1 protein-coding gene is annotated in these 1088 nt (G+C 70.9%); it reads right to left on the bottom strand.

Annotated elements, in window-relative coordinates; all coding sequences use genetic code 11:
- Positions 1-64: 64 nt before the first annotated feature.
- Positions 65-913 carry a 3-hydroxyacyl-CoA dehydrogenase family protein gene (locus tag AB0B91_RS66450; protein WP_088998671.1) on the bottom strand — a complete coding sequence of 283 codons (849 nt, stop codon included), beginning with the start codon at positions 911-913 and terminating at the stop codon, positions 65-67.
- Positions 914-1088: the final 175 nt, after the last annotated feature.

Here is a 1088-nt window from a genome sequence, read left to right as displayed (position 1 = left end):
GACGACCAAGCGCGACGGCTGAGCCGGACGGGGGCGGGTCACCGCCCCCGTCCACCGCGCCGACTCAGTACGTGTAGAAGCCCTTGCCGCTCTTGCGGCCCAGGTCGCCGGCGGTGACCATGCGCTGGAGCAGCTCCGGCGGGAAGAACTTCTGGTCCGCGGTGTCGGTGTGGATGTTCTTCGTGGCGTGCATGAGCACGTCCACGCCGGTCAGGTCGGCGGTGGCCAGCGGGCCCATGGCGTGGCCGAAGCCGAGCCGGCAGGCGGTGTCCAGGTCCTCTGCCGAGACCACGCCCGCCTCGACCAGCTTGACGGCCTCGACGAGCAGGGCCGAGATCAGCCGGGTGGTGACGAAGCCCGCGATGTCCCGATTGACCACCACGACGGTCTTGCCGATCTCCTCGGCGAACGTCTTCGCCGCCGCCAGCGTCGCGTCGCTGGTCTTGTAGCCGCGCACCAGCTCGCAGAGCTTCATCATCGGCACCGGCGAGAAGAAGTGGGTGCCGACGACCGCCTCCGGACGCCCGGTCACCGCGGCGATCTGCGTCACCGGGATGGCCGAGGTGTTGGTCGCGAGCACCACGTCGGCCTTGCAGATCTTGTCCAGCGCGCGGAACACCTCGTGCTTGATCTCCAGCCGCTCGAAGACCGCCTCGACCACGATGTCCGCGTCGGCAGCCGCCTCCAGCTCGGTGGTCGGGGTGATCCGGGCCAGGGTCGCCTCGACGTCGGACGCCTCGATCTTCCCCTTCTCGGCGAACTTCTCCAGCGACTTCCGGATCCCGGCCATGCCGCGCCCGGTGGCCGCGTCGTCCAGGTCCCGCAGGGTCACCTGCCAGCCCGCCTGCGCCGCCACCTGGGCGATGCCCGAACCCATCAGCCCGGCACCGACGACCGCGAGTCGACCCGCCATCTCTATCTCCCTCGCCTGTTGGAGTGTCTGTCAGCACCCTAGTCGGCGAGCCTGAACGAGCGCTAAGGCGTGTGGCCGGGCGACGGCTCCAGGCGCGCTCCCCCGGCCCCGCAGCCGAGGTGTCGGGCGGGGGCGCGGCGGCTCAGATGGTCAGGTCCGGCTCCTCCGGGGCGGT

This window comes from Nonomuraea sp. NPDC049141 (assembly GCF_040648415.1).
Classification (GTDB): domain Bacteria; phylum Actinomycetota; class Actinomycetes; order Streptosporangiales; family Streptosporangiaceae; genus Nonomuraea.
Note: the sequence above shows the minus strand (reverse complement) of the source record. Positions and strands in the feature narration are given on the sequence as shown.